This window comes from Paraburkholderia sp. SIMBA_030 (assembly GCF_046535245.1).
In the GTDB taxonomy this organism is placed as follows: Bacteria; Pseudomonadota; Gammaproteobacteria; order Burkholderiales; family Burkholderiaceae; genus Paraburkholderia.
This window is the reverse complement of sequence record NZ_JAWRXB010000001.1, coordinates 505,186-529,655: the sequence shown is the minus strand read 5'-3', so window position 1 is coordinate 529,655 and position 24,470 is coordinate 505,186. Positions and strand designations below refer to the sequence as shown.

23 protein-coding genes are annotated in these 24,470 nt (G+C 63.0%); 15 read left to right on the top strand and 8 right to left on the bottom strand.

What is annotated here, in order from left to right; genetic code table 11:
• Positions 1–10: 10 nt before the first annotated feature.
• From SB772_RS02335 to SB772_RS02305, 7 genes are all read left to right on the top strand, one after another.
• Positions 11–1,543, top strand: a complete 1,533-nt coding sequence (locus SB772_RS02335) for a class I adenylate-forming enzyme family protein (RefSeq protein WP_410831667.1) — start codon at positions 11–13, stop codon at positions 1,541–1,543.
• A 42-nt stretch (positions 1,544–1,585) separates the two neighbouring features.
• Positions 1,586–2,479 (top strand): crotonase/enoyl-CoA hydratase family protein, encoded by an 894-nt coding sequence (locus SB772_RS02330; RefSeq protein ID WP_410831666.1) that lies wholly within the window; start codon positions 1,586–1,588, stop codon positions 2,477–2,479.
• A 69-nt stretch (positions 2,480–2,548) separates the two neighbouring features.
• A complete protein-coding gene (locus SB772_RS02325; RefSeq protein ID WP_410831665.1) occupies positions 2,549–3,328 on the top strand; it encodes an enoyl-CoA hydratase/isomerase family protein in 780 nt (259 codons plus the stop codon).
• A gap of 95 nt (positions 3,329–3,423) precedes the next feature.
• Entirely contained in the window at positions 3,424–4,629 is a 1,206-nt protein-coding gene (locus SB772_RS02320; protein ID WP_410831664.1) for an acyl-CoA dehydrogenase family protein, read from the top strand.
• A gap of 2 nt (positions 4,630–4,631) precedes the next feature.
• Positions 4,632–5,756, top strand: a complete 1,125-nt coding sequence (locus tag SB772_RS02315; RefSeq protein ID WP_410831663.1) for an acyl-CoA dehydrogenase family protein — start codon at positions 4,632–4,634, stop codon at positions 5,754–5,756.
• A 36-nt stretch (positions 5,757–5,792) separates the two neighbouring features.
• On the top strand, positions 5,793–6,629 hold the full coding sequence (locus SB772_RS02310; RefSeq protein WP_410831662.1) for an SDR family oxidoreductase: 837 nt from the start codon (positions 5,793–5,795) through the stop codon (positions 6,627–6,629).
• On the top strand, positions 6,626–7,204 hold the full coding sequence (locus SB772_RS02305) for a nuclear transport factor 2 family protein (protein WP_410831661.1): 579 nt from the start codon (positions 6,626–6,628) through the stop codon (positions 7,202–7,204). The genes SB772_RS02310 and SB772_RS02305 overlap by 4 nt, the downstream gene beginning before the upstream one ends.
• Before the next feature lie 68 nt (positions 7,205–7,272).
• On the opposite strand, the gene SB772_RS02300 is transcribed toward SB772_RS02305, so the two are convergent.
• On the bottom strand, positions 7,273–7,590 hold the full coding sequence (locus SB772_RS02300) for a 2Fe-2S iron-sulfur cluster-binding protein (RefSeq protein ID WP_410831660.1): 318 nt from the start codon (positions 7,588–7,590) through the stop codon (positions 7,273–7,275).
• Between the two features lie 26 nt (positions 7,591–7,616).
• Positions 7,617–8,879, bottom strand: coding sequence for an NAD(P)/FAD-dependent oxidoreductase (locus SB772_RS02295; RefSeq protein WP_410831659.1), 1,263 nt, complete (start codon positions 8,877–8,879; stop codon positions 7,617–7,619).
• Positions 8,880–9,113: 234 nt separating this feature from the next.
• Between SB772_RS02295 and SB772_RS02290 the strand changes: the two genes are divergently transcribed.
• The 5 genes from SB772_RS02290 to SB772_RS02270 all read left to right on the top strand — a co-directional run bounded on the left by SB772_RS02290 (position 9,114) and on the right by SB772_RS02270 (position 15,066).
• Positions 9,114–10,358 (top strand): cytochrome P450, encoded by a 1,245-nt coding sequence (locus SB772_RS02290; protein ID WP_410831658.1) that lies wholly within the window; start codon positions 9,114–9,116, stop codon positions 10,356–10,358.
• A gap of 129 nt (positions 10,359–10,487) precedes the next feature.
• Positions 10,488–12,089, top strand: a complete 1,602-nt coding sequence (locus SB772_RS02285; protein WP_410831657.1) for a GMC family oxidoreductase — start codon at positions 10,488–10,490, stop codon at positions 12,087–12,089.
• Positions 12,090–12,159: 70 nt separating this feature from the next.
• The gene (locus SB772_RS02280) at positions 12,160–13,344 is read left to right on the top strand and encodes a serine hydrolase domain-containing protein (RefSeq protein ID WP_410831656.1); all 1,185 of its coding nucleotides are present in this window, start codon (positions 12,160–12,162) and stop codon (positions 13,342–13,344) included.
• The gene (locus SB772_RS02275) at positions 13,335–14,192 is read left to right on the top strand and encodes a MaoC family dehydratase N-terminal domain-containing protein (RefSeq protein WP_410831655.1); all 858 of its coding nucleotides are present in this window, start codon (positions 13,335–13,337) and stop codon (positions 14,190–14,192) included. Before SB772_RS02280 ends, SB772_RS02275 begins: the two co-directional genes overlap by 10 nt.
• A 76-nt stretch (positions 14,193–14,268) precedes the next feature.
• Complete coding sequence (locus SB772_RS02270; protein WP_410831654.1) at positions 14,269–15,066, top strand: HpcH/HpaI aldolase/citrate lyase family protein; 798 nt, start codon at positions 14,269–14,271, stop codon at positions 15,064–15,066.
• Between the two features lie 80 nt (positions 15,067–15,146).
• On the opposite strand, the gene SB772_RS02265 is transcribed toward SB772_RS02270, so the two are convergent.
• Entirely contained in the window at positions 15,147–16,052 is a 906-nt protein-coding gene (locus tag SB772_RS02265; protein ID WP_410831653.1) for an SDR family NAD(P)-dependent oxidoreductase, read from the bottom strand.
• A 181-nt stretch (positions 16,053–16,233) separates the two neighbouring features.
• On the opposite strand from SB772_RS02265, the gene SB772_RS02260 reads away from it, so the two are divergent.
• Positions 16,234–16,398, top strand: a complete 165-nt coding sequence (locus SB772_RS02260; protein WP_410831652.1) for a rubredoxin — start codon at positions 16,234–16,236, stop codon at positions 16,396–16,398.
• Positions 16,399–16,462: 64 nt separating this feature from the next.
• Here the strand turns inward: SB772_RS02260 and SB772_RS02255 are convergent, their stop codons facing one another.
• From SB772_RS02255 to SB772_RS02235, 5 genes are all read right to left on the bottom strand, one after another.
• Entirely contained in the window at positions 16,463–17,659 is a 1,197-nt protein-coding gene (locus SB772_RS02255; protein ID WP_410831651.1) for an acetyl-CoA C-acetyltransferase, read from the bottom strand.
• Positions 17,660–17,738: 79 nt separating this feature from the next.
• Positions 17,739–18,998, bottom strand: a complete 1,260-nt coding sequence (locus tag SB772_RS02250; protein ID WP_410831650.1) for an acetyl-CoA hydrolase/transferase family protein — start codon at positions 18,996–18,998, stop codon at positions 17,739–17,741.
• A gap of 42 nt (positions 18,999–19,040) precedes the next feature.
• Entirely contained in the window at positions 19,041–20,234 is a 1,194-nt protein-coding gene (locus tag SB772_RS02245; RefSeq protein WP_410831649.1) for a CaiB/BaiF CoA transferase family protein, read from the bottom strand.
• Positions 20,231–21,217 (bottom strand): NAD(P)H-dependent flavin oxidoreductase, encoded by a 987-nt coding sequence (locus SB772_RS02240; protein ID WP_410831648.1) that lies wholly within the window; start codon positions 21,215–21,217, stop codon positions 20,231–20,233. Before SB772_RS02240 ends, SB772_RS02245 begins: the two co-directional genes overlap by 4 nt.
• 107 nt (positions 21,218–21,324) lie before the next feature.
• Positions 21,325–22,101, bottom strand: a complete 777-nt coding sequence (locus SB772_RS02235; protein ID WP_410831647.1) for an enoyl-CoA hydratase — start codon at positions 22,099–22,101, stop codon at positions 21,325–21,327.
• Between the two features lie 249 nt (positions 22,102–22,350).
• Here SB772_RS02235 and SB772_RS02230 point away from each other — a divergent pair, with 249 nt between their 5' ends.
• Both SB772_RS02230 and SB772_RS02225 read left to right on the top strand, forming a co-directional pair.
• Positions 22,351–23,145 (top strand): crotonase/enoyl-CoA hydratase family protein, encoded by a 795-nt coding sequence (locus SB772_RS02230; RefSeq protein WP_410831646.1) that lies wholly within the window; start codon positions 22,351–22,353, stop codon positions 23,143–23,145.
• A gap of 41 nt (positions 23,146–23,186) precedes the next feature.
• Positions 23,187–24,428 carry a CaiB/BaiF CoA transferase family protein gene (locus SB772_RS02225; RefSeq protein WP_410831645.1) on the top strand — a complete coding sequence of 414 codons (1,242 nt, stop codon included), beginning with the start codon at positions 23,187–23,189 and terminating at the stop codon, positions 24,426–24,428.
• Positions 24,429–24,470 lie beyond the last annotated feature (42 nt).

The following is a 24,470-nucleotide window of genomic DNA, read 5'->3' as shown; positions in this document are numbered from 1 at the left end:
CAGGATCGAGATGAAAACGCTTGGGGAGATGATAGAGCGCAATGCCCGTTTCTATGCGGATAGGGACGCGCTGGTGTTTGGCAACCGGCGGGTGACGCACGGCGAGATGGCGGAGCGCGCCCGCCGCTTCTCGGATGCGTTGTATCGGCAGGGGTTGCGCAGGCAGGACCGGGTTGCGGTGCTGGGGATGAATTGCGCCGAGTACTACGAGACCTATCGTGCCTGCGAATGGGCCGGCTTTCTGCTCGCGACCGTCAACTTCCGGCTAGCGCCTGCGGAAATCCTGCACATCCTGAAGGATGCGGCGCCGAAAGCACTCGTCTTCGAAGCGCAATATGCCACGCTGGTGGATGGCCTGCGTCCGCAGATGCCGGATGTCGAGCGGTATATCTGTATTGGCGATGCGCCGTCGTGGGCGATGCCATTCGAATCCATGATGGAAGCCGGCTCGCCTGACGGGCCGCCGATCCGCTCGCAGCCCGACGACTTCGCGTATCTGATCTACACGAGCGGTACAACCGGGAGCCCGAAAGGGGTGGTCCGTACGCACCGCGCGATGTGCGCGACGGCGGAAAGCTGCGCCTTGGTCACCGAATTTTCCGGACACTCACGGGTGCTGCAGACCACGCCGGCGTTTCATGTGGGCGGCATCGGTTATGTGAACGCGGTCGCGTGGCTGGGCGGCACGACCGTGCTGCATCGCGGCTTTGAGCCGAGGGCGATGCTCGAGACGATCCAGGCCGAGCGTATTACCTTCACGTTCCTCGTTTCCGCGATGCTGCAGGCATTGCTCGATGTGCCCGAATTGTCCACCTACGATCTGTCGAGTATCGAGAACATCACAACGGCAGCCGCGCCGGTACCGGTGCCGCTCCTCGAACGCGGCATCGAAGTGCTTGGTCCTGTGTTCGCGGTCCAGTATGGTATGACCGAGAGCAACGCCTGCTGGCTGCCGGCGCATGAAGTGCGGCCGCGTGGCACGCCGGAAGAAGTTCGGCGTCTGGCGTCGGTCGGCCATCCCTGTCCGGGGATCGAACTGCGCATCGTCGACGATAACGGCACCGACCTTCCGCAGGGCGAGACTGGCGAAGTGTGGCTGCGCTCGGCGACCCAACTGAGCGGATACTGGAACAACAGCGTGGCGACCGCCGAAGCGTTGCGCGACGGCTGGTATCGCAGCGGCGACATGGGCTATCAGGACAGCCGCGGTTATGTCTTCCTGGTGGACCGCAAGAAGGACATGATCATCTCGGGCGGCGAAAACATCTACAGCCGTGAAGTGGAGAACGCCTTGCTGCAGCATCCGGCCGTGATCGACGCGGCAGCAATCGGCGTACCACACGAAAAATGGGGCGAATGCGTGAAGGCCATCGTCGTGCTGCGGCCTGGTGAGACGGTACAGGAGGCGGACCTGATCGGGTTTTGCCGGGAGTTGATTGCCAGCTACAAGTGTCCGAAGTCGATCGAGTTCGTCGACCAACTCCCGCGCCTGCCTACCGGAAAGATCAGCAAAGTCGTGTTGCGCCAGCGGTACAGCCGCTGAACGCGTGGCGGCCATGCCGCTTTCTACGAATGAGAGTGAATCATGGGCAAATGGCTCAAAAGCACGGAATGCGTTCAATTCGAGGTCGCCGAGCGGGTGGCGCGGATTACCCTCAATCGTCCGGACAAACGCAATGCGATTAACGGCGTCCTGTTGCGCGAACTGAAAGAGGCGTTGCTCGAGGCCGACGATCTGAAGTCGGTGAACGTGATCGTCCTGCACGGCGCCGGCAAGGACTTCTGCGCCGGTTACGACCTCGTCACGACCTATTCGGACCGCGCGGCGGAGCAGGTCGATCCGGGTGAATATCGAGGTACGGTACGCAGTTTCGACGACGACTGCTGGTCGATGGAGCGGCAGGCGGAAACCGTCAACCTGATGGCGGATGTACACAAGCCGATCATCGCGCAGGTACACGGCAACTGCCTTGCGGGCGGCACCGACCTCGCGCTCGCCTGCGACATGGTGCTTGCGGCGGACAACGCGCGGATTGGTTTTCCCGCGACACGCGCCAACGGCTCACCGCCTGCGCACATGTGGTTCTATCACGTCGGGCCGCAGTGGGCGAAACGCCTCTTGCTGTCCGGGGATTCGCTAACCGGCCGCGACGCGGCGAAGATCGGTCTGGTCATGGACGCGGTTCCCGCCGACGAACTCGACGCTGAAGTCGCCGAACTGGCGCGCCGGCTGTCCTTCGTCGATGCCGATCTGCTCTCGGCCAACAAGCGGATCGTGAATCTCGGGCTTGAACTGGCGGGTGCACGTACGCTGCAGCGCCTCGCCGTCGAGAACGACGCGCGTGCGCATCAGAGCCAGGGGCCACGCCGCGCGCAATTCAAGGCCGATATGGACGCCGCTGGTCTGAAGGAAGCGCTCAAGCGCCGCGACGAGCCTTTCGGGGACGGCATGATCAAGCTGCGCGCACGCGGCGAATGAAGCGCTCCCGAGTCATGCGGGAGCATCTGGGTTATCCGGCTGATCCACTTACTGTAAGACCCGAAAATCATGGATGTCGATCTTTCACTGAAGGGCGCGATTGCCACGCTTTGTCTGAACCGTCCAGAAAAGCTCAACGCGTTGACGCCGGACATGCTGGCCATGCTGATCGAGCATCTTGATCGCATCGAGCGTGATTCGGAAATCCGCGCGGTCATCCTGACGGGCGCAGGGCGGGCCTTTTGCGCGGGTGCCGATATCAAGGGTGGTGGCGCAACGCCGTCGCAGATGAGCGTGTCGCATGCGCGCCAGTCGATGGCCGTTTATCAGCAGGTTGCGTTGAAGCTCTACAACCTCGATAAACCCGTGGTCGCGGCGGTGCGAGGCGTGGCGGTCGGCATTGCGTGGAGCTTCGCGCTGTGCGCCGACCAGCTTCTGGCTTCGGACACGGCGCAGTTCATTCCAGCCTTTCTGATGCGTGCGACTTTGCCGGAGGGCGGGATGGTGCATCTACTCGCCCGTCACTGCGGCGAGTTTCGCGCGAAGGAGATCATGTACCTCAATCGCAAGCTGACCGGGCAGGAGGCGTTCGAAGCGGGGCTGGCGAGCCGCGTCGTCGAGGACGCGGGGCTCATGGAAGCCGCCGAAGCGCTCGCCGCCGAGCTGGCGGCCATGCCGACCTTCTCGATTGGACTGACCAAACAGCTGTTCCGCCTGAACGCCGGCAGCATGGAAGCGTTTCTCGCGCAGGAACTGAATGCTGTCGCACTCGCGGTGAATTCCGAGGATGCCGCCGAGGGACGGCTTGCCGCGCGGGAAAAGCGAACGCCCAACTTCAAGGGGCATTAGGTCGATTAAAAATTCCGCCGCAAGCGGGCGACGCCCGCGAGGCAGTGCGACCTGCAGTGGGCGCGCGGATGGGAACATCGCAGGAGGAGTCAGGCATGCACTTCGAGTACACCCCGGAGGACGAAGCGTTTCGTCAGGACGTCCGGCAGTTTTTCAGGGAGCAGTTACCGGCCGCGATTTCGCATCGCTGGAGGATCGGGGCGCATCCTCCGTTGAAGGACGACATCCGTGCGTGGCAGCGCATTCTGCATCGGCGCGGGTGGGGCGCGCCGCATTGGCCGGTCGAACACGGCGGCACCGGTTGGACGGCTTTTCGCAAGCATATCTTCATGGAAGAGCTGTATAACGCGGACGCGATGGACTACGGCTGGCAGGCAACCCACATGGTGGCACCCGTCATCATTGCGTTCGGCTCCGACTGGCAAAAGAAACGCTTTCTCCCTGCCATTCTCTCCGGGGACGAATTCTGGTGTCAGGGCTTCTCTGAGCCGAATGCAGGCTCGGACCTCGCGGGTCTGAAGACCACGGCGGTACTCGACGGCGACGAATACGTGATCAACGGTCAGAAGATCTGGACCAGCGACGCCTCGATTGCCGAATGGGGCTTCTTCCTCGTCAAGACGGACACGACGGTCAAGCCGCAGCGCGGCATCTCGTTTCTGCTCGTCAAGATGGATACGCCTGGGATCACCGTACGCCCGATCGTTTCAATCGAAGGCGGAACAGGCCTGAACGAGATCTTTCTCGAAAACGTTCGCGTGCCGCGCACACAGCTGGTCGGTGAGGCGGGCATGGGCTGGACCTACGCGAAATATCTGCTCGAAAAGGAGCGCACGACGAGCGCGTTCCTCTATTTCAACAAGCGGGAATTGCAGCGCGCTAAAAGCATCGCCGAACAGGAAATCGTGGACGGCGTGCGTCTGATCGAGACGCCCGAATTTGCCCGCAAGCTGGCGTCGGTCGAAGTGGATCTGCTGGCGCTCGAATGGTCGGTGTTGCGAATCCTGGCCGGAGAAAAGAACACGCGCAATCTGGACGCCGTGGTGTCGGCGCTCAAGATCAGCGGCTCGGAGATGCAGCAGCGCGTCACGGAGTTGCAGATCGACGCGCTCGGTCCGCGCACCATGCGCTTCCAGCAGCACGGCGACTGGTGCTTCGACGATCCGGCCTCCGATGACGCATGGCCGGGCTACGTCGCGGGCCGTACGACGGGCTATCTCATCGGGCGCGCCTCGACCATTTACGGCGGCGCTCGGGAAGTGCAGAAGAACATTATTGCCCGTCTCGCCTTTGGACTTTGACCATGGACTTCAACCTCTCCGAAGAACAATTGATGCTGAAGGACGGCGTAGACCGGTTCATTCAGCAGGAATATGGATTCGAAACGCGCCGCGAGATTGCTGCAAGCGAAGAGGGTTTTAGCCGTGCGCGCTGGCAGGACTACGCGGAACTTGGCTGGCTCGGCCTGATGCTGCCCGAAGATGTTGGCGGCCTCGCTTGCTCGTTTGTCGAGACGGCCATCGTGATGGAAGCGTTCGGGCGCGGCATGGTGCTCGAACCCTTCGTGCAAACAGCGCTTCTGTGTTCGGCCATCATTGATCGTAGTGGTTCGGATGTCAAACGGCAGGCGCTCCTGCCGGCTGTGATCGAAGGCCGCTTGCTGCTTTCGCTCGCCGACAGTGAAGCGGGTTCGCGGTTCAAGCTGGGCTGCAGCGAACGTACCGTCGCACGCAAGACGGCCAGTGGCTATCTGCTGAGCGGCGCCAAGACGCTAGCGATGGCGGGTGGTTCGGCGGACCAGTTGCTGGTGACCGCGCGTCTCGACGACCACGCAGAAGGCCCCGCGATTTTTGTTCTGGACCGCCGCGCGGCAGGCGTGAGTTGCCGTACGTATCGTCTGCTCGATGGGTCCCGTGCCGCGGACATCGAGTTTCGCGACGTCGAGCTGGAGGCGTCCTCGTTACTGGTGGCCCCCGATCGCGCTCGCGAGGTGCTCGAAGCCGCGACGGGACTCGCGACGCTGGCCAGTGTGGCCGAAATTCTCGGCGTGATGGAAGCCGTGATGGACATCACCGCCGAATACATCAAGGCCCGCGTGCAGTTCGGTCAGCCGATCGGAAAATTCCAGGCACTGCAGCATCGTATGGCCGAAATGTTTGTCGCCGTGCAGGAGACCCGCTCGATACTCTATTGCGGCATTGCTCACCTGGATCGGCCGGCAAGGGAACGCAGCGCCATTATTTCGGCGGCCAAGGCGGTCGCCGGGCGCGCCAGCCGTTTCGTCTGTGCGCAAGGCATTCAGTTGCACGGCGGCATGGGGATCACCGAGGAATATCAGGTCGGCCACTACTTCCGCAAGATGACCATGATGGAAAAGATGTTCGGCGATATCGACTTTCACCTCGCGCGCTTCGCGGCGATGCATTGAATCGGGCAACGTGTCCAATCACAAGGAATTGCGCTTATGTTAAGAGTCAAAGACAGGATCGCCGTCGTCACGGGCGCAGCGTCCGGGATCGGTGCGGCATGCGCCGCGATGCTTGCCGCTGAAGGCGCGCAGGTGGTCGTGGCAGACCGGGATTTCGACGGGGCCGTCGCGCAGGCCCAGCGCATCGAGCAGCAGGGCGGTCGAGCGATTGCCGCGCGGGTCGATATCGGCGACGAGGCCTCGATAGCGGCGTTGTTTGCGCTTACCCTCGAAACGTGGGGCGGCCTCGACGTGCTGCACAACAACGCGGCGGCCACCTCGCTGTCGAGTACCGTCGATGCCGCTGTGGAGGCTGTCGATGTCTCCGTCTGGGACGACACGATGCGCATCAACCTGCGCGGCACCATGCTGGCGTCGCGCTACGCCATCCCGCTGATGCGCGCTCGCGGAGGCGGCTCGATCATCAACACGTCGTCGGGCGCCGCTCAGGCCGGCGCACTCGGTTATAGCGCTTACGGTGTGTGCAAGGCGGGCATTGAAGCGTTGACGCGCTATGTGGCCGCTCAGCATGGCAAGGAGGGCATTCGCTGCAACGCGATTGCGCCCGGCCTGATTGTGACGCCGGCGACAGTGGGCCATTACGCGGGAGCCGTGGGCGAGATGATGCTCAGCCATCATCTCACGCCACGCCTCGGGCAGCCGGAAGACGTGGCACATGCGGTGGTGTACCTGGCATCCGATGAGGCGGCCTTTGTCACGGGGCAAATCATCAACGTGGACGGCGGGCTGCTGTCGCATCAACCGTACTACGCCGATGAAATCCGCGCCCGCACCTCGGGCGGCGTGACGGTCGGCGCGAAGAGAACGACATGACAATCGATGCGAATCTGCTGGCTCGAATCGACCGTATCGAGGCGCAACTGGCGATCCAGCAGTTGCCCGTACGCTACGCGCTTGCTGTCGATTCGCGCGATCTGGACAGCCTTGTCACGCTCTTCACCGACGACGTGAATTGCGGCCGGTGGGGCGTGGGTCGCGCCGCGCTGAAGACGTTCTACGGGTCGGAGCATATCCTGCGCGGCTTCTACCGCAGCATTCACCAGATCTGCGGACATGCCATCGATCTGGTCGATGCCGATCATGCAACGGGCCAGGTGTATTGCCGCGCCGAGCATGAGGACAACGGCAAATGGGTCGTCATGGCGATCTGCTATTTCGACCACTACGTACGGCGCGACGGCAACTGGTATTTCGAATGCCGGGATGAACGCCACTGGTACTCGACCGACTGGCTGGAGCGACCAGGGACACCGCGCTTTCAGAACTGGCCCGGCAAGTACGAGAGCGACAAATACCAGCCGCGCCTGCCACAATCTTTCCCGACCTGGGCGTCCTTTTGGGAAGCGGTTGAACCGGCCGCGCTCGACGTGCTGACGCGTTCGCCCTGACTCGCTCCACGTCGCGAAGCGGTGCGGAGCGAACGGTGGGCAGGGGAAGAACGCCCGCCGCACCGCTTTCAGGCCGTGCTGGGCAGACGAACCACCAGACCGTCGAGTTCAGGCGTGACATTGAGCTGGCATGTGAGGCGGCTATTCTCCCGCACGTCCATCGCGCAGGTCAGCATGTCGGTCTCATACGACTCGGCGGGCGGCATGTGGCTCACCCACGCTTCGTCGACATACGCATGGCAGGTTGCGCAGCTGCAACTACCGCCGCAGTCTCCCAGAATGCCCGGCACCTGATGGTTGACGGCGGTCTGCATGACGGTTTCGCCGAGGTTGGCCGTTGCGACCGTTTCGTCGCCGTCCGGCTGAATGAATCGAATGATGGGCATGATGTCGTTGGATCGAGTCAGTTTAATCAGGCTGCGGGCAGCAGGCTTTTGAGCGGGATCGAATCGTCGGCGAGTTCGGTGGCGCGCACCGGAATCTTCTCGCCGACAAAACGCTTGGCTAGCATGAATTCCTGCGGGCGGCTGACGGTGTCGGCAGCGAGCATCACGCCGTCCTTCAGATAAAACGCCGAGAACGATCGGCTTTCCGGCGCGCCGCGCAGCACGAACTCGTCATAGCCCTGCGACAGGCCGACCATCTTCAGCTTCAGATCGTACTGATCGGACCAGAACCACGGCACGCTGTTGTATACGCGCTCCTTGCCGCACAGTGTGGCCGCGGCCGTGCGTGCCTGTTCCATGGCGTTGGGCACGGACTCCAGCCGCAAGCGGCGGCCTAGCAGCCCGTTGGGATGGTTAGTGCAGTCGCCGATGGCGAAGACGTCCGGATCGGAGGTGCGGGTATGCTCGTCCACCACGATGCCGTTGTCCACGGCGAGGCCCGCTGCCGCGGCCAGATCCGTGGCGGGCTGCAGGCCGACACCGACGATGACCAGATCCGCCGGGATGCGTGAACCGTCGCCGCAAACAACCGCCGCGACCGCATCGCCCGACGCATCCAGTTCGAAGCCGCTAACCGCCGTGCTGGTGCGTACGTCAACGCCGGCTTCACGGTGCACCCGTTCGTAGAATGTAGAAAGTTCGGGCGCCGTCACCCTTGCGAGCACGCGAGGCAGTGCTTCGAGAACGGTGACGTGCAGACCGCGCCGCACCGCAATCGCCGCGACTTCGAGACCGATATACCCGCCGCCGATGATAACGAGCCGTGCGCCCGCATGGAACTGCGTGCGGATCCGCGCGACATGGTCGAGCGTGCGCAGGTAGTGAAAGTTCGGCTGCTTCTCAATGACTTCAATGCCCGGCAGCGCGAGCCTGCGGGCATGCCCGCCAGTCGCGATTACGAGTTTCGAATAGCCGATCTCGCGACCATCCGACAGGGCGACGGTGTGCGCCGCGCGGTCGATGCGCTCGGCCCGGGTATTGGGGATGAATTCAATCCGGGCCTTGTCGTAAGTGGCCTGCGGCTTCAGATGGAGCTGTTCGGCGCTCAGTTCGCCCGACAGAAACGCTTTCGACAAAGGTGGGCGCTGATACGGCAGATGCGGTTCCTCGCCGACCAGCACTATGCGGCCCGTCCAGCCCTGGTCACGGACGCTGGTTGCGCACTCGCCGGCCGCATGGCCGGCACCGACGATCAGTGCGATGTCCTCTGGGGATGCTGCAGTGCTCATGAAGGCTGACTCCCGTCTCCCGTGGCTATCGTGCATCCGGCGACGCGATAGCGATTATCTATATTTATGAATGTTGTTCTTAATTGTGAACGTCGTATGACGCGACTGTCAATACTCGTGAAGCCGGGTTGCACAATCGTGAAAAATCGAACATAGTTCAAATATTAGCACTTGGCGAGATGTCTGTGTGAACGCCGCCGCGAACCGATAAACGCAACGACAGGAGACAGCATCATGGGCGCTCGGCTGCGACTTCAGGATTTCGACGATCCTGCGTTCAATCCCTTTTTCGAGGACACACTGGCGTACGGCGCGCACAGCGATCCTTATCCACGCATTGCGGCGCTGCGCGAGAAGGGTTCGGTGCAGAAAGGCGACTACCGTGTGCTGATGGACACGCCTGCCGACCTGACGATGTCAGACGTCGAGCACTACTGCGTGTTCGGCTATGACGAAGTCGCTCAGGTGCTGGGCGATCCGGCGACGTTTTCGAACCGGGCTTATGAACGGAACATCGGCATCAGTTTCGGCCGCAGCATCTCGACCATGGATGTCCCCGAGCATCCGCGATACCGGCGCATCTTCCAGAAGGCCTTTATGCCGAATACCGTGGCGGCGTGGGGCGATGCACTGGTCGATCCCGTGGTAAGCGAGCTGACGGACCTATTTTCCAGCCGCGGCCACGCCGACCTCGTGCAGGAATTCACACTGCACTATCCGTTTAACATCATCTACCGCCAATTGGCGCTACCACCCGAAGACGTCAAGGTATTCCACAAGCTCGCCATCGCGCAGACGCTTGTTTCGGTCGATATCGAGCACGGCGTCGAGGCTTCGACGAAGCTGGGCACGTATTTCGCGCAACTCATCGCGCAGCGCCGGGAGAGTCCTGGCGACGACCTCGTGAGCATGCTGGCGACGGCTGAAGTCGAAGGCGAACGGCTGCCCGAAGAGGTCGTCATTTCTTTTCTGCGGCAACTGGTGAACGCGGGCGGCGACACGACCTATCGCGCGACCAGCGTATTGCTGCTAGGACTGCTACGAAATCCGGATCAACTCGACGCCGTGCGCCGCGACCGCACACTCGTGGCGCGTGCCATCGAAGAAGCGTTGCGTTGGGACGGACCCGTCGTGATGCAATCGCGCATGGCGGCGCGCGCTGTGACGCTGGGTGGCGTCGAGATTGCGGCGGGTGCATTTATCGACGTGGTCGCGGGAAGCGCCAATCGCGACCCCAGCCGCTTCACGGATCCCGACCGGTTCGACATTTTCCGCACAAGCTCGCATCGGCACTTCGCTTTCGCGTATGGGCCGCACGTATGCATTGGCCAGCATCTGGCTCGCGTCGAGATGACGCGTGCGCTCAACGCGATCCTCGACCGGTTGCCCAACCTGCGGCTTGACCCCGCGGCGCCGGCGCCACTTATCAATGGGATCATGATGCGCGTGCCGCATTCGATTCCGGTGGTATTCGACTGAGCGCCACAGGGACTGGGTCAAATGCGCCTGATTCTGCCGGGCCATGCCGCCACTGCGACGACAACACACGGCGGCGAATGCCACTCGCTGTGAGCGATCCGAATCGACGCGCCGTCGGAGACTGAAGGGATGACCGAGTTCGACTATATCGTCGTGGGAGCAGGTGCCGCCGGGTGCGTGCTGGCCAACCGCCTCTCAGAGAACGGCCGCCATGACGTGCTGCTGATCGAGGCGGGTCCGGAAGACACCAGCCCTTTGATCCGCATGCCGAAAGGATTCGGCAAACTGCTGGGCGATCCCGCTCACGCGTGGTTCATTCCGGTGCAGCCGGATGACGGTAACGGTCATCGCAATGAGGTCTGGTTGCGCGGCAAGATGCTCGGCGGATCGAGCAGCATCAATGGCATGGTCTATATGCGCGGCCATCCTGACGACTACGACGGTTGGGCGGCACTCGGTGTGCAAGGCTGGGGCTGGCACGACGTGGCGCCGTGCTTCAGGCGCATCGAAGATCATGCGCTGGGTGCCGACGAGCTGCGCGGCGCGGGTGGCCCGCTGAAAGTGTCGCCGTATGCCGAGCGCGACCGTCTTGGCGAAGCGGTGCTGGACGCCTGCCAGTCGCTTGGCGTGCGACGGGTCGAAGACATCAACCGGCTCGACCACGAAGGCGTGGCATATCTCACCTATACCATTCGTAACGGCCGCAGGCAGAGTTCCGCTGAAGCGTTTCTCAAGCCCGCGAGGAAGCGCAAGAACCTGGCCGTTGTCACTGGAACGGAAGTCACCCGGGTCGTCTTCGAGGGCACGCGTGCAGTGGGCGTCGGATGCCATCGCAACGGCATTGACACCGCTTACCGGGCGCGCCGCGAGGTTGTGCTGTCGGCGGGCGCGCTCGAGTCGCCGCGGCTTTTGCAACTGTCGGGTGTGGGCGATCCCCAGCATCTGCAGTCGCTTGGTATCGGTATCGTTGCGGCGAGCCCAGGGGTTGGTCTGAACATGCGTGAACATTTGCTGTACATGACTCAGGCGCGCCTCAGGCAATGGCGCGATTCACACAACCGGCAGTTCGCCGGGGCGCGTCTGTGGCGCAATGCGTTGCAGTATTTTCTGTTTCATCGCGGCGTCATGGCGTTGGGCTCTTACCCGGTTGGGGGCTTCGTCAAAACTACGCCCGACGCCACCCGGCCCGACGTGCAATTGATGATGGCGCCGTTTTCGCTGGACTTCGGAGCGGCTGGCTCCGGTTTCGAGCCGTTTCCCGGCATGCAGCTTTTCAGCTATCCGCTCAGACCCGAGAGCCAGGGGCACGTGAAGATCGTTTCCGCCGACCGCAAGGTCGCGCCCGAGGTGGCAGCCAACTATCTCGCCGAGCCCTACGACCGGCAGATGGCGATCAACGCATTCCGGCTGATGCGCAACGTCTTCGGTGCAGAGCCGTTGGCGAGCCTGCTGAGGGGCGAAACGCGCCCTGGCTCCGCGGTTCAGTCGGACGACGAAATTCTCGACCTTTACCGGCGCGAAGGCCAGTCGGGCTTCCACGCTTGCGGCACCTGCAAGATGGGTACGGATCGCCTTGCGGTACTCGATTCGCGCTTGCGCGTGCGCGGCGTTGATGGACTGCGCGTGATGGATCTGTCCGTCACGCCGGCGATGATTTCCGGCAACACGAACGGCCCGATGATGGCCATGGCGTGGCGCGCCGCCGACCTGATTCTGGAGGACGCGCGATGACCCCGCCAGACCTGTATCGCGGGCATTACGCAAACCTTCATGCGCGAAACTTTGATCATGGAGACCCGGCATGAACTTGACGGCGCAAGCGTCGCAGCGAACCGCAATCGTCCAGCAGGCGCTGGACTACGCGACGAGCGAGGCGGGTGGCGAGATCGGCGTCCAGGTGGCGGCTTTTCTGAATGGCGAACTGGTCGTGGATGCGTGGAGCGGGGTGGCCGATCCGGCAACAGGACGGCGGGTGGACGGCGAGACGCTCTTTAACGTTTACTCGGTGACCAAAGCCGTTGCGGCGACCGCACTACACATGCTGGCCGATCGCGGTCACATTGACTACGACGCGCCGGTCGCGCGCTACTGGCCCGAATACGGCGCGCACGGCAAGGCGCGCACGACGGTTCGAGACGTGTTGACGCATCGTGCGTGCGTGCCGCAGATGCCAGAAGGCGTCACACCGGAACGGATGTGCGACTGGCATTGGATGACCGCTGCGATCGCCGGCCTGAAACCGCTGGCGGAGCCCGGGACGAAGACGTTGTATCTTTCGATGACCTTTGGCTGGATCGTCGGCGAACTGGTGCGGCGGGTGGATCCCAAAGGGCGCTCGCTGGGGCGCTTCGTACGCGAAGAAATCGCCGCGCCGCTCGGCATTTCCGATCTTTGGATCGGCATCCCCGACGCGGTCGAGCCCCGCATCGCCAGGCTCACCGATGCGATGGTGCCGGTGCCGTCGGAATATCTGCCGCCGCTGTTTCTCGCGTCGATGCCCGAGCAGGTCGCGTTGAACCCAACGGTGTTCGAGCGGCCCGATGTGCGCCGCGCGGAAGTGGCAGGGGTGGGTGGCATCTTCAATGCGCGCAGCGAGGCGCGCTTCTGGGCGATGCTTGCGGGCGGCGGGGAGCTTGACGGCGTGCGGCTGCTGTCGAAAGAGCTTGTCGCAACGTTGAATACGCCGCGGGCGAACAGCGAGGAACCCGACCCGGTGATGTTCGGCTTTCCGCTTCCGATCACCATTGGCGGGTTCTGGTTCGGGGGTATTCATCCGCCGGTGACAGCGGTTCAATCGCCGCGCGCGCTGTGTCATCCGGGGCAGGGCAACTCGATCGGCTGGGCCGATCCGGACACAGGTCTAGCCGTCGCGATCTGTCACAATAAGTTGTTTAATCCGACCTCGCCGGAGGAAGATCCCTTGTTGCCCGTCGCGCGGGCAATCCGCGCAGCATTGAATCTGAGTGACTCGACGTTATGCCGATAGATATCGCCCATTTACAGCAGTGGATCGGCAGAAGCGAGTGTGTTTCCGACACGCTTTGCCTGACGCCGATCGCCGCGCTTGCCGCTACGCTCGACCATGACAGTGCGCCAGTCGTGCCCGGCGACGCTTTACCGCCGCTGTGGCATTGGCTCTACTTTTTGCCGGTGCACCGGCAGTCGCTCGTGGGTCCTGACGGGCATCCGAAGCGGGGCGGCTTCCTGCCGCCGGTGGAATTGCCCCGACGGATGTGGGCGGGCAGTCAACTGGCGTTTTTACGCGAGCTAAAGGCCGGTGACGCGGTCAGCCGTTTATCGACGATCGAGGCCGTGACCCACAAGCATGGCCGTAGCGGCGATCTGATCTTCGTCAAGGTACTGCATCAGATCAGCGACGCTGCAGGCGTGGCGATCGAGGAGCATCAGGACATCGTCTATCGCGATCATCCCGCTGCCGGCGAAGCGCCCGCGACACCTCGCCCCGCCCCTGAAGGCGCCCGATGGCTGCGTACGATCGATCCGGATCCCGTGCTGCTGTTCCGCTATTCGGCGCTGACCCTCAACGGTCACCGCATCCATTACGACCGGCCCTATGCGATGGAGGAGGAAGGCTATCAGGGGCTCGTCGTGCATGGCTCGCTTCTGGCGACACTGCTGCTGGATCTGGTGCGAGCAGAACGGCCAGGAGAGCGCGTCGCGGCCTTTTCGTTTCGGGGCACGAGTCCGGTGCTCGATACGGCCCCGTTCGTCGTCTGCGGACGTCCAGACTGTGATGACGGTAAAGCGCTCAAGCTATGGATTGCGGGTAGTGACGGCACGTTGCGCATGGAGGCTAGCGCGGTTCTGGCGTAGCGGCTGGTTTGGGCGCCTTTGTCTGGCGTGAATGGCCGGAGCGTTTGCAACCGGTGGTTATTTTTCAGGAAGCGTGATGCGTTCTTTTCTGTTTGTTCCCGGCATACGGCCTGAGCGTTTTGACAAGGCGCTCGCTTGCGGCGCCGATGCGGTGATCGTGGATCTCGAAGATGCGGTCGGCGCCGTGGACAAGGGGCCGGCTCGTCAGCATGTCGCCGATGCGGCGGCGGCCTTCGCTGCGTCGACCACGCGTGTGCTACTGCGTATCAACGGCTTCGGCACGCCGTGGTTTGACGAGGACCTCTCGTTGCTGGCGCTCGGCGGTATCGACGGCGTCGTATTGCCCAAAGCAGAGAACACGATGGCCCTCGAAGCGCTCGTCCGTGCGACCACCAAGCCGATTCTGCCGATCGTCGAATCGGCGCTCGGCGTGTGGCAGGTGCTCGAGGTGGCAAAAGGGCCGGGCGTCGAGCGGCTCATATTCGGATCGGTGGATTTCGAACTCGATCTGGATTGTTCCGGTGCCTGGGAAGCGCTGCTTTATGCGCGCTCGCGGATCGTACTTGCGTCGCGGGTGGCTGGATTGCTGGCGCCGGTGGATGGCGTCAGCGTGGCGCTCGACGACGCAGTTCGACTCGCGACCGATGCATCGCGCGGGCGAAGCCTGGGTTTCGGCGGCAAGCTTTGTATCCATCCGAAACAGGTCGCACAGGTCAATGCCGCCTTTAGCCCGAGCGAAGAGGAACTCGCGAAGGCCCGGGAAGTGATCGAAGTATTCGAACGCGCCGGGGGCGGCGCGGTGTCGGTGGACGGGCGAATGGTGGACCTGCCGGTTCTGCTCAAGGCGCGGCGTCAGTTGGCGATGGTCGGGTGAGAATCGTCGGGCGAAGCGGGTAGCGTTGTGATGAGCAGTGACTGCGTTGGCAGCCGTTTGCGAAGCGTAGAACGTGTGCGTTAAACCGGATCCCAGGGCGTCAGCGTCAGCGACGGCACGTTCGGGAAGAAACTGGATTCGAATGCGGGCATCACCTGGTCGGCGATCGATTCCGGCGTCCAGCCACCATCGCGGTGCAGCGAGCGCACCATGCGGATCTGGTTGAAGAAATAGATTTCGTTAGCGCGCACACCGAAGATCTGTCCCGACACCTTCGCTGCGCGATCCGATGCCAGATAGACCGCAAGCGGTGCCACCTTGCACGCTTCCATCTTCTTCATGATCTCGACGCGGGCCTTTTGCTCGGGCGTATCCGACGGAATCGATGCGGTCATGGCGGTCCATGCCCATGGTGCGATACAGTTTGAGCGCACGTTGAATTTCGCCATGTCGAGCGCGATCGACTTCGACAGAGCCACGACACCCATCTTTGCCGCCGAGTAGTTCGCCTGGCCGATATTGCCGATCAGGCCGGAAGTGGACGTCATATGGACGTAGCTGCCGCCGTTCTGTGCCTTGAAGTGCGGTGCGGCGGCGCGCGCCACGAAGAACGAACCGTTTAGATGCACGTCGACGACGGCCTTCCATTCTTCCGGGCTCATGTTGAAGAACATCCGGTCGCGCACGATGCCTGCATTGTTGACCACGCAATCGACTCGCCCGAAGGTATCGAGCGCGGCCTGCACGATCTTTTGTGCCGAGTCCCATTCGGCAACGCTATCCGTACTCGCCACCGCCTCGCCGCCCGCTTCCTTGATTTCCGCCACGACCCGCTGCGCTGCGAACTCGCCGCTCTCCGCATGGCGCCCAAGATCGTTGACCACCACCTTCGCGCCAGCCGCTGCGAACTGGAGCGCGAAATCGCGGCCGATACCGGCCCCCGCTCCCGTAACGACCACAACCTTGTCCTTCACGATATCGCTCACTGTCGTCTCCATTCGTTTCAGGCGTTGATGTAGAAAGTCCATCACCTTATAATAGCAAAACTGAACGACGTTGCATATTGTGAACGATCGGCTGGCGCAATGCTAACGCCTCTCTATCTGTCCCTAACGGCGACAGCCGCATCCTGAATCTGTTTCCTGAATACATGACGGACCGACGACGATGAAACAGTGGCAATGCATCTTCTGTGGCTTTTTCTACGACGAAGCCGTTGGACTTCCGGTTGAGGGTTTTCCAGCCGGCACGCGTTGGGCAGACATTCCCGACGACTGGGCTTGCCCGGAATGCGGGGCTGCGAAGGCGGAGTTTGTGATGATTGAAGTGTGACGCTCGCCGCCGTTCACTGCGTTTGCGGCGGTAACATCGCTACGATCACGCCTCTCAAGCTCGCTCAGGCCCGCTCGAATAACGCGGCCAGCCCCTGGCCGCCGCCGATGCACATCGCCTCGAGACCGTAGCGGCCCTTGCGCCGCTGCAATTCGAACAGCAGGGTGGTCATCATGCGAACACCGGTAGCGCCGATCGGATGGCCCAGCGAGATGCCGGAGCCGTTGACGTTCAGCCGCTCCGGATCGTTCCATCCCCATCCCTTGAGTACAGCCAGCACCTGGCAAGCGAATGCTTCATTCAGTTCGACAAGATCCATCTGATCGATCGACAACCCGGTGCGTGCCATCAGTTTCTGCACGGCAGGCACTGGGCCGACTCCCATGCGCGACGGCTCGCAACCCGCTGCGGCCCAGCCGTTCAGATACGCTATCGGTTCCAGACCAAGTGCTTCGAGCTTGTCTTCAGCGACGACAAGGCAGGCCGCTGCTGCATCGTTTTGCTGGCTGGAATTGCCTGCCGTCACTGTGCCACCCGGGATCAATGCGCGCAGCTTGCCGAGGCTCTCCATACTGGCGTCTTCGCGAAAGCCTTCGTCCTGGGCAAAGACCAGCGGCGCGCCTTTCTTCTGCGGCACGCTGACCGCCACGGTTTCATCGGCCATGCGACCTGACGACCAGGCGGCAGCCGCGCGGCGATGGCTGCGCACCGCATATTCATCTGCTTCTTCGCGACTAATGCGAAAGTCGCTGGCAAGGTTTTCAGCCGTTTCTATCATGCCCGAGATGCGGCCAAAGCGTTCCTCCGGCTGCGAGCGTTCGCGCCCACGCGCGAGCCGGTCGTAAAACTGCACCGAACCCGCCCGCGCGCCCCATCGCATGTCCGTGCTGTAGTACTCGATGTTGCTCATGCTCTCGACGCCGCCCGCCAGCACGACATCGGCGATGCCGGTCTGGACCATCATGGCAGCGGTCGCGAGTGCCTGAAGTCCGCCGCCGCAGCGTCGGTCAAGCTGCATGCCTGGCACTTCGACCGGCAGTCCGGCTTGCAACGCGATCCAGCGTCCAACGCAGGGTGTTTCGCTGTTCGCGTACGACTGCGCGAAAACCACATCGTCAATCCGCACGGCGTCGAGCCCCGTGCGCTTCAGGACCTCTCGGGCGACCAGTGCGCCGAGTTCTTCGACCGGCACGCTGCGCAGACTGCCGCCAAAGGTGCCGACCGGCGTGCGTACGGGAGAGACGATCGCTGCGCGTTTCATATGCGCTCCTTCAAATGGCGTGGAAGAGGCGGGCGACGGTACGGTGTCGTGCCGCCGGCCATGGGTTATCCAGATTGCGTCAGCCGGCCCCGCCGGCGGAGCGCTCAAGTGCCGCTCGGTAGTCGGGGTGGGCGATTGCCAGCAGACGCTCGCGTCGCTGTTTCAAGGTGAGTCCGCGCAGGTCCGCGACGCCGTATTCGGTGACGATGACGCCGGCGTCGCTGCGTGGCGTGCTGACCGGGCCGCTGAGTGCCGCGACAATGCGGCTCGCCCGCTTGCCCCCGGTCGATGGCAGCGCAACCACCGGCAGACCACCCTTGGCGCGCCGTGCGCCACGCAGGAAGTCGAGTGCGCCGCCCACTGCGCCGACGTAGCTGCCGTTGGCCACTTCCGCATTGATCTGTCCGCTCAGGTCGACTTCGAGCGCGGAATTGAGGGCGACAAAACGGTCGATCCGGGCCAGCACGTCTGGATCGTGGGTGTAGCTTGTCGAGCGAAATTGCACGGCCTGGTTGCGGTACGCGAAGTCGTGGATGCGGCGGCTGCCCATCATGACGCCGGCAATCGTCTGCCCCCTATCGACATTTTTACGCGTGTTGTTGATGACGCCCGCGTCCATCAGATCGGCGACCTTGTCTCCGATCGCACCCGAGTGGACCCCCAGGTTTTGCCGGTCCGACAAGCGCGCAAGGACGGCTTCCGGAATCGCGCCGAGGCCGAACTGGAGTGTCGAGCCGTCTTCGATCAAACCGGCGACGTGGCTGGCGATCGCCAGTTCGAGGCTACCGGCTTTGCTGGGCGCGTTTTCGAGTGGCGCGCGCGAGGTCGGCAGAATGAAACCGAGGTCGGCGTCGCGCAGATAGCGTTCGCCATACGTCCAGGGCGCCTGCTCGTTGATTTCGGCAACGATGACGCGGGCTGTGTCCAGCACCGGAACCAGGTACTCGTGCGCGATCGACAGACTGTAGCGGCCGTCCCGATCCGGCGGCGCGAGCTGCAGCAGCAGTACGTCGATCTTGAGCGCGCCCGCGCGCATCAACTGCGGAAATTGCGAATAGTGGCACGGCAGCACATCGAGTGCGTCGGCGCGCGCCAGTGCGCGATTGGCGCCACTGCCGCAGTAGGAAACGAAGTCGATGCAGTCGGCGTGTTCGGGCTGGCACGTATCGGTGGCGCTCGCGCCCAGAAACACGCGGAACCGGCCGATCTGGTGCCGCTGCGCGATGAGCGCCTGAGTCAGCGGTACCGGCTCCGCATTCGCCTGCCCCCACATGACGTTCTCGCCAGCACGGACAATGGACGCAAAGTCGATGGAGCCGGATTGCAGGAGTATGGGCATGAGCCTGAGGGGAGGCGAAGGGGAGGGTTCTGAGTCTTTTGATCAGGACGCTGGCGACGGCATGACGCTGTGTCTTCGCGGCGCATTCTGCGTGCGGACGACGCCGGCAGCATCGAGTGCGGCGATGTGTTCAGCGGCGTAGCCGAGCGTGTCGAGAATCTCCGCTGTGTGCTCGCCAATGGCCGCGATCGACAGGATGGGTTGTGCCGGTTCGCGCTGGAAACGGATCGCGTTGCCGACATGCTGACGGCCGGCCGCGTCGGCGCTGACCATCTGACGGGCCTGCGTGTGTGGGTGCGCGAGCGCCTCACGAAGTGACAGCACCGGCGCAACACTGACGCGGCGGCCTTCGAACCACGTGAGCCATTCGCTCAGCGTGCGTGTCAGGAAGGTCCCGGTAAGGAAGGCGCGCAGCTCGGCCTGCGCTGTGCCGGCTGGTCCCACGGCGACGTCAATCAGGTCCGGTCGGCCTAACGGCGTTAGCAGATTCGTCGCAAAGTCGAGTTCGCGGCCACCGAGACAAAGCCATTGCGAATCGGCCGTCTGGTACACAGCGAGCAGAGCGATTGCGTTGCCGCCGTGCGCAGTAGCGACGGTGTCGCCTGCTACAGGGTTCAGCGCGTGGCTAGTCAGATGCGGCTGCACCGTTAGCGCTGCGTCGTACAACGAAATATCGATGAAGTCCCCCTTGCCCGTTTCGCGTGCGTGCAACAACGCCATCAATACCGCGGACAACGCCGTCAACGAGCCCGCCAGCGCGGCAAGGGAGGCGCCCGATGTCATCGGAGCGCCGCGCTCGTCGCGTGGCAAGGTTCCCGCCATGGCCTGGATGACGGGGTCGTGCGCGGGCACCTGTGACAGCGGGCCGGTCTGGCCGAAGGCGGTCAGCGAACAGTAAACGAGCCTGGCATGGGTGCGGCTCACCGTGTCGTAATCGATGCCCAGGCGCGCCGCCACACCGGGCCGCGACGACTCGATCACGATGTCGGCCGCGTCGATCAGTTGCCGCGCGATCGCGAGACCATCAGGGTGTTTCAGATCCAGAGCGATGCTGCGTTTGCCGCGATTGAGCGCCGCGAAAAACTCGCTATCCGACTCGAGCGGGCCGCGTGCGGCATCGCCCGACAGCGGTTCGACCTTGATGACGTCGGCACCGTGATCGGCAAGATTCGACGCCAGCATCGGCCCGGGCATGAACTGCGACAGATCGACCACGCGAACGCCCGAAAGCTTCATGCGGCAGGCACCTTGAACGTGAGGCCCCGTGCCGCGATTTCGGCCGCCTGCTGCAGGATTCGCGCGATCAGTTCGGCGCAGGTCGGCAGATCGTGGATCAGGCCTGTCACCATCCCGGCCGGAAAGGCCCCGCCTTCGACATCGCCATTCGCGAATGCGTCCATCCAGCGGCTGGCACCGGTCAGCGCGTACAGGTCGGCGGCCGTGGCGCCGCCTGCACGCTCCAGGGCGACTGCCGCGACGCTGACGGTGTTTTTGATCACGCGGCTCGAATCGCCGAGCGTGCGTCCGACCAGCAACGTATCGCGTTCGGTCGCTTCCAGCAGGCGTTGTTTGATTGCGGGGTGCACGCGAGACTCCTGCGTGAGCATGAAGCGCGTGCCCATATTGATGCCGTCCGCGCCGAGCGCGAGCGCGGCCATCAGGCCGCGGCCATCCGCGAAGCCGCCGGAGGCGAGCAGCGGAATCTTCAGCTTGTCCGCAGCGGCGGGGATCAGGATCAGCCCCGGAATATCGTCTTCGCCCGGATGCCCCGCACATTCGAACCCGTCGATGCTCACGGCGTCCGCGCCGAGCGCTTCCGCTTTCAGCGCATGCCGCACAGCGACGCATTTGTGGATCACCTTGACGCCGTTTGCCTTGAACGTTTCGATGTACTTCGCGGGATTGCTGCCGGCGGTTTCGACCACGGGCACACCCCGCTCGACGATGGTGCGCACGTAGCCCTCGTAGTCGAGCCCGGCGTTACTGCCGAGCAGCGTCAGGTTGACGCCGAACGGTTTGTCGCTGAGCGCGCGCACCTGGTCGATCTCGCGCGCCAGTGCATCGGCGCTTGCATGGGTGTGCGCGGAGATGAATCCCAGTCCGCCCGCATTGCCGACCGCTGCCGCGAGTTCCGCGCGCGCCACCCAGCGCATACCGCCCTGGATGATCGGGTAGTCGATGCCGAGCAATTCGGTGATGCGATTCTTTTGAGCGTTCATGATCTGTTGTGAAGCCGTGTGGGCGAATGACAGGTTGAAAAGAATCCATCGAGTGCTAGCACTGCAACTGATGCACGCGACTGCGAATTCACGTGTACCTACGGCGCTCAGCAATGGCGAAACACCGGCTTGCGCTTTTCGGCGAATGCGGCCATGCCTTCCTTGCGGTCTTCGGTGGCGAACGTTGCATAGGCCATGCGCCGTTCGAACAGGATGCCTTCGGCAAGACTGGACTCGTAGGCGCGATTGACGCATTCCTTCGCAAGCGCAACGATGGGTTGCGAGAATCCGGCGATGGCGTCCGCCGTTTTCAGCGCTTCGTCCAGCAATTCGTCGAGCGGTACGACGCGGCTCACCAGTCCGCAGCGTTCGGCTTCGATCGCGTCCATCTTGCGTCCGGTGAGAATCATCTCCATGGCCTTTGATTTGCCGAGCGCGCGCGTGAGACGTTGCGTCCCGCCGGCGCCGGGGATGGTGGCAAGCGTGATTTCGGGCAGCGCAAAGCGGGCGTTGTCGGCAGCGAGAATGAAGTCGCACATCATGGCCAGTTCGCACCCGCCCCCCAGCGCGAGGCCGGATACTGCGGCGATCACCGGCTTGCGGCAGCGCGCCGTGCGCTCCCAGTTGGACGTGATGAACTGGCGCTTCAACACATCAATGTAAGTCCAATCGCCCATCATCCTGATGTCGGCGCCGGCGGCAAAGGTTTTTTCGTTTCCTGTGAGCACGATTGCGCCGATCGCTTCGTCAGTTTCGAAACTGTCGAGCGCGGTAGTCAGTTCGTCCATCAACAGGTTGTTCAGTGCGTTGTACGCCTGCGGTCGGTTAAGCTTGATAAGGCCAGTCCTGCCGCGCGTTTCGACGATGATCGTTTCATAAGCCATGAGTTTCCTCGCATCAATGCGGACGAACACCTATGCCATCTTTCCGCCGCCGGAACAGTGCGCGCACTCGCCATTCGCGGCCGCTTCCGGCGCTGCATCGCAGCACGAATCGGGATGAATCGGGATGAATCGGTGCGTTGCGGGGTTGCCCGTATTTTGAACGGTGTTTATAATTGTGAATGCGCGACGGGGCTTTGTCAATTGGGCTTCGGGCCTGCGCTTCATGAAAAATGGGCAAGGAGGCAGAGCATGACCACACGCCATGAGGACGGGCAGATTCGCGTCGAACAGCGCGGCCATATTCTCTTGATCGGCATCGACCGTCCGGAAAAGCGCAACGGCTTTACCCCCAAAATGTTCGAGGAACTGGCGAGGGCGTATACGCGTCTCGAAGCGAGCCCGGATCTCTTCTGCGGGCTGCTTTACGCGGAGGGCGATCACTTTACCGCGGGCCTCGATATGCCGAAAGTCGTGCCGTTGCGCCGCGCAGGCAAGCCGTTGCTGCCAGTGGGCGAAGTCGACCCGTTCAATCTGCGCGAACCGTTGCGCAAGAAGCCGGTTGTGATCGCGCTGAAGGGCATCAGCTTTACGGTGGCAGTCGAACTGATGCTGGCGTCCGAGGTGGCGGTGGCCGCCGACAATTGCCGCTTCTCGCAGATGGAGGTCAAGCGCGGCATCATGGCAGGCTGCGGCGCGACCATCCGGATGGTGGAGCGTGCGGGGTGGGGTAACGCGATGAAGATTCTGCTCACCGGTGACGAATTCACGGCGCAGGAAGCGTATCGCATGAATTTCGTGCAGGAAGTCGTGCCGGCGGGCGAAGAGTTCGGGCGCGCGCTGGAGATCGCGGAGCGCATTGCCGCCCAGGCACCGCTCGCCGTGCAGGCTACTATGGCCAATGCGCGCGTGTCGCTGGGGACAGGCTGGCAGGAAGCCTATTCGAAAATCCAGTCTGCCCAGCAGGTGCTGTACAACACGGAAGATGCCAAAGAGGGCGTGCAGTCGTTTATCGAAAAGCGCACCGCGAGATTCATTGGACAATAACCTGACCCGGCAGCAAATCAATTCAACGGAAACGGTTCGATATGACGAAAGGTGCGTTGTCCGCGATTCGAGTGCTCGATCTGAGCCGCATTCTCGCAGGGCCATGGGGCGCGCAGATGCTGGCCGATCTGGGGGCGGAAGTGATCAAGGTCGAACGGCCGGGCAAGGGCGACGACTCGCGCCAGTTTGGCCCGCCGTTCCTGAAGGACCGCGATGGCAACGACACGCGCGAGTCCACATTCTTTATCAGCGCGAATCGGGGCAAGAAGTCGATTACCTGTGACATCGCGACACCCGAGGGGCAGGCGTTGATTCGCTCGCTCGCGGCGAAATGCGACGTGCTGCTGGAAAACTACAAGGTCGGGGACCTGAAGCGATATGGTCTGGATTACGCGAGCCTCAAGCTTGTCAATCCGCGCCTCGTCTACTGCTCGATCACGGGTTTCGGGCAGACCGGGCCTTACAGTCCGCGACCCGGCTACGATTCGATCTTCCAGGCCATGGGTGGCCTCATGAGTATCACGGGAAATGGCGACGACATGCCGGGCGGCGGCCCGATGAAGACTGGCCCGAGCCTCGCGGATATTTTGTGCGGGCAGTATGCGGCATCGGCGATTGTGGCGGCGCTCTACCACCGCGACGCCGGGGGCGAGCAGGGCGGCGAAGGGCAGTACATCGACCTCTCGCTGCTGGATTCGATGATTGCCGCCACCTCGCACTATGCCAGCCAATACCTGGTGTCCGGCGAGGTGCCGGTGCGGCGCGGCACCGAGGGCAACGGCGGCATGCCGTCGCGGATGTTCCGGTGCGCGGATCGCGACATCATGATCGTCGCCGGTAACAATGAGCAGTATGCGCGCCTGTGCCAGGTGCTAAAGCATCCGGAACTCGCAACGGACCCGCGCTTTAGCGAGATCGCGCTGCGGGTCGGGAACCGCCGGGCGCTCGGGGACGTGTTCGAGCCGCTGATCGTTCAGTGGCAGAGCGACGCGTTGCTGCTTGCACTCGACGCAGCGGGCGTTCCGGCCGGTCCAATCAACAACCTTGAGCAGGTGTTCGCAGATCCGCATGTTCAGGCGCGCGGCATGTGCGTGGAGGTTGCGCATCCGCTGTCGAATGATGCAGTGCGCATGGTCGCCAGCCCGGTGAAGATGTCGGGGACACCGATCGAGTCGTACACCCGGCCACCGATGCTCGGCGAGCATACCGAAGACGTGCTGCGCGATCTACTGGACATGTCAGGCGCGGAAATCGACGCATTGCGTGCGCGCAAGGTTATTTAAACCCGGCGGCTGAACAATGCAGCGCAAAAATGGCCCTGACTT

What these genes read in the sequence shown, in the direction of transcription:
- SB772_RS02275 (WP_410831655.1), top strand. Translation starts at nt 13,335, where the DNA reads ATGCCGATAGATATCGCCCATTTACAGCAGTGGATCGGCAGAAGCGAG.
- SB772_RS02305 (WP_410831661.1), top strand. Translation starts at nt 6,626, where the DNA reads ATGACAATCGATGCGAATCTGCTGGCTCGAATCGACCGTATCGAGGCG.
- SB772_RS02295 (WP_410831659.1), bottom strand. Translation starts at nt 8,879, where the DNA reads ATGAGCACTGCAGCATCCCCAGAGGACATCGCACTGATCGTCGGTGCC.
- SB772_RS02315 (WP_410831663.1), top strand. Translation starts at nt 4,632, where the DNA reads ATGGACTTCAACCTCTCCGAAGAACAATTGATGCTGAAGGACGGCGTA.
- SB772_RS02290 (WP_410831658.1), top strand. Translation starts at nt 9,114, where the DNA reads ATGGGCGCTCGGCTGCGACTTCAGGATTTCGACGATCCTGCGTTCAAT.
- SB772_RS02250 (WP_410831650.1), bottom strand. Translation starts at nt 18,998, where the DNA reads ATGCCCATACTCCTGCAATCCGGCTCCATCGACTTTGCGTCCATTGTC.
- SB772_RS02330 (WP_410831666.1), top strand. Translation starts at nt 1,586, where the DNA reads ATGGGCAAATGGCTCAAAAGCACGGAATGCGTTCAATTCGAGGTCGCC.
- SB772_RS02320 (WP_410831664.1), top strand. Translation starts at nt 3,424, where the DNA reads ATGCACTTCGAGTACACCCCGGAGGACGAAGCGTTTCGTCAGGACGTC.
- SB772_RS02245 (WP_410831649.1), bottom strand. Translation starts at nt 20,234, where the DNA reads ATGAAGCTTTCGGGCGTTCGCGTGGTCGATCTGTCGCAGTTCATGCCC.
- SB772_RS02285 (WP_410831657.1), top strand. Translation starts at nt 10,488, where the DNA reads ATGACCGAGTTCGACTATATCGTCGTGGGAGCAGGTGCCGCCGGGTGC.
- SB772_RS02280 (WP_410831656.1), top strand. Translation starts at nt 12,160, where the DNA reads ATGAACTTGACGGCGCAAGCGTCGCAGCGAACCGCAATCGTCCAGCAG.
- SB772_RS02270 (WP_410831654.1), top strand. Translation starts at nt 14,269, where the DNA reads ATGCGTTCTTTTCTGTTTGTTCCCGGCATACGGCCTGAGCGTTTTGAC.
- SB772_RS02260 (WP_410831652.1), top strand. Translation starts at nt 16,234, where the DNA reads ATGAAACAGTGGCAATGCATCTTCTGTGGCTTTTTCTACGACGAAGCC.
- SB772_RS02240 (WP_410831648.1), bottom strand. Translation starts at nt 21,217, where the DNA reads ATGAACGCTCAAAAGAATCGCATCACCGAATTGCTCGGCATCGACTAC.
- SB772_RS02230 (WP_410831646.1), top strand. Translation starts at nt 22,351, where the DNA reads ATGACCACACGCCATGAGGACGGGCAGATTCGCGTCGAACAGCGCGGC.
- SB772_RS02300 (WP_410831660.1), bottom strand. Translation starts at nt 7,590, where the DNA reads ATGCCCATCATTCGATTCATTCAGCCGGACGGCGACGAAACGGTCGCA.
- SB772_RS02225 (WP_410831645.1), top strand. Translation starts at nt 23,187, where the DNA reads ATGACGAAAGGTGCGTTGTCCGCGATTCGAGTGCTCGATCTGAGCCGC.
- SB772_RS02325 (WP_410831665.1), top strand. Translation starts at nt 2,549, where the DNA reads ATGGATGTCGATCTTTCACTGAAGGGCGCGATTGCCACGCTTTGTCTG.
- SB772_RS02235 (WP_410831647.1), bottom strand. Translation starts at nt 22,101, where the DNA reads ATGGCTTATGAAACGATCATCGTCGAAACGCGCGGCAGGACTGGCCTT.
- SB772_RS02310 (WP_410831662.1), top strand. Translation starts at nt 5,793, where the DNA reads ATGTTAAGAGTCAAAGACAGGATCGCCGTCGTCACGGGCGCAGCGTCC.
- SB772_RS02335 (WP_410831667.1), top strand. Translation starts at nt 11, where the DNA reads ATGAAAACGCTTGGGGAGATGATAGAGCGCAATGCCCGTTTCTATGCG.
- SB772_RS02255 (WP_410831651.1), bottom strand. Translation starts at nt 17,659, where the DNA reads ATGAAACGCGCAGCGATCGTCTCTCCCGTACGCACGCCGGTCGGCACC.